This window comes from Pseudomonas sp. PA-4-8C, assembly GCF_021606625.1.
GTDB classification, from domain to species: Bacteria; Pseudomonadota; Gammaproteobacteria; order Pseudomonadales; family Pseudomonadaceae; genus Aquipseudomonas; species Aquipseudomonas lactis.
The window spans coordinates 1-2,395 of record NZ_WKCD01000456.1; the positions used below are offsets into that span (position 1 = coordinate 1).

At 62.6% G+C, this 2,395-nt stretch carries 3 protein-coding genes; 1 reads left to right on the forward strand and 2 read right to left on the reverse strand.

The window, feature by feature from the left end:
- The first annotated feature begins 97 nt into the window (after nucleotides 1–97).
- Nucleotides 98–1,444: an amidohydrolase gene (locus GIW04_RS29850; RefSeq protein WP_003192845.1), complete on the forward strand. Its 1,347-nt coding sequence runs from the start codon at nucleotides 98–100 to the stop codon at nucleotides 1,442–1,444.
- A gap of 109 nt (nucleotides 1,445–1,553) precedes the next feature.
- Here the strand turns inward: GIW04_RS29850 and GIW04_RS29855 are convergent, their stop codons facing one another.
- Nucleotides 1,554–1,778, reverse strand: coding sequence for an MbtH family protein (locus GIW04_RS29855; protein ID WP_003192847.1), 225 nt, complete (start codon nucleotides 1,776–1,778; stop codon nucleotides 1,554–1,556).
- Between the two features lie 82 nt (nucleotides 1,779–1,860).
- Nucleotides 1,861–2,395: aminotransferase class III-fold pyridoxal phosphate-dependent enzyme (locus GIW04_RS29860; protein WP_236479544.1), on the reverse strand; the 535-nt coding region annotated here is incomplete at its 5' end.

Genomic DNA, 2,395 nt, shown 5'->3' on the forward strand with positions numbered 1-2,395 from the left:
GGGCTGGACCTGGCAACGCCGCGCTTGAGCGTGCAGGTGCTGACCGCCGGCAGCGTGCAGGAGAAAGATCCACAACAATAAGCAAGGAGAGGTTGGTATGCGAATGAACGGTCTTACACACCAATGGGTTTTGGGGTTGCTCGGCGCGGTTGCGAGCAGTGCCGTGGTTGCCGCCAGCAGCGGCCAGGACAGTGCCCGGGAGGAAATTGCCGCCCAGGCAAAAATCCTCGAACCCAGCCTGTTGGAAACCCGCCGCGATATCCACGCCCACCCCGAACTGGGCAATACCGAAACCCGCACCGCCGAGTTGGTCGCCAAACAGTTGCGCGAACTCGGCCTTGAGGTGAAGACCGGGGTGGCCCGCACCGGCGTCGTCGCCATCTTGAAAGGTGCGCTGCCCGGCCCGACCGTGGCCCTGCGCGCCGACATGGATGCGCTGCCGGTCAAGGAAGTCGCCGACCTGCCCTTCGCCTCCAAAGCCAAGGGCACCTACCTGGGCAAGGAAGTCGACGTGATGCACGCCTGCGGCCACGACGCACATACCGCTATCCTGCTGAGCACTGCGAAGATTCTTACGGGGATGCGCGAGCGCCTGCCCGGCACCGTGGTGTTTTATTTCCAACCGGCCGAAGAAGGCCCCAGCGACTTTATCCCCGACGGCAAGAACACCTGGGGCGCGAAGATGATGGTGCAGGAAGGCGTAATGAAAGCGCCCAAGCCGGATGCGGTGTTTGGCCTGCACGTATGGGCCGGTGTGCCTGCCGGGCAAATCGCCTATCGCCCGGGCCCGACTTTGGCCAGCTCCGATGACCTGCGCATCAAAATCCTCGGCAAACAGACCCACGCCGGCCGCCCCTGGGACGGTATCGACCCGATCACCGTCGGCGCGCAAACCATTGTCGGCCTGCAGACCGTGGTCAGCCGCCGTACCGATATTTCGTCATTCCCCTCTGTGGTGAGCATCGGCACCATCAACGGTGGCACTCGCTACAACATCATCCCCGAGTCGGTGGACATGAGCGGCACCATTCGCTCCTACGACTATGGCATTCGTCAGAAGCTGCATGCAGACGTGCGTCAAACCGTAGAGAAAATCGCCGAAAGCGGTGGCGCCAAGGCCGAAGTGACAATCATCGAGAAGTACGACCCCACCATCAACAACCCGGCGCTGACCGAGAAAATGCTGCCGAGCCTGCGTTGGGCGGCTCAGGATGATGTGGTGCAAGGCCCATTGGTAGGTGGCGCCGAAGACTTCTCGTTCTATGCCAAGGAAGCGCCGGGGCTGTTTGTGTTCCTGGGGGTGACCCCAAGGGACCAGGACATGAGCAAGGCGGCGCCGAATCACAACCCAGGGTTCTTTGTGGATGAGTCGGCATTGGTGGTGGGCGTGAGGACACTGGCGTCGTTGGCGACGGATTACCTTTACACCCACACCCCCCTGTAGGAGCGAGCTTGCTCGCGAAAAACTTCAGAACGCCGCGTTTATTCAGGGTAAACGCGGCGTTCTTGCGTTCTTCGCGAGCAAGCTCGCTCCTACAGTGTATTGGGGTGAATCAGTTGGCGAGGGCCGCGCCATCCATTTTCTGGCGCAGGCTCAGCGGGCGCATGTCAGTCCAGACTTCCTCGATGTAGGCCAGGCATTCTTTCTTCATGCCGCTCTTGCCCACGGTGCGCCAGCCTTCTGGCACGGCCTTGTAGTCGGGCCAGATCGAATATTGCTCTTCGTGGTTGACCACTACCTGAAAGAGGATGTCGTCGCGGTCAAATACTGAGGTCATTGCTGTTCTCCGTCGCTCAAAGGCTGGCTGCGCACCACGCGCAGCACTGATATCTGTAGAAACGTACCAAGGGCCTGGAAAATTAGACGCTGGCCACGGCCGCCGCCAAGGCGCGCCCGAAAATCTCGGCCACCTGGTCGACTTCGCCAGCGGTGATCACCAGCGGTGGCAAAAAGCGCACCACGCTGCCATGGCGCCCGCCCAGTTCCAGGATCAGCCCGCGCTTGAGGCATTCGCGCTGCACCAGCGGTGCCAACTGGCGATGCACCGGTGGGTGGCCCTGACTGTCAGGCGTGCCAGTCGGGTCTACCAGCTCCACCCCCAGCATCAGCCCACGCCCGCGGATATCCCCCAGGTGCGGGAAGTCGCGCTGCAGGATGCGCAGGTGTTCGCCCAGGCGCTCGCCCATGGCCGCCGCATGGCCTGCCAGGTCGTGATCCTTGAGGTAGCGCATCACCGCCGAGCCCGCCGCCATCGCCATTTGATTGCCGCGAAAGGTCCCGGCATGGGCACCCGGCAGCCAGGTGTCGAGCCACTCGCGGTACACCACCACCGCCAGCGGCAGGCTGCCGCCAATGGCTTTGGACATGACCACCACATCCGGGATGATGCCAGCG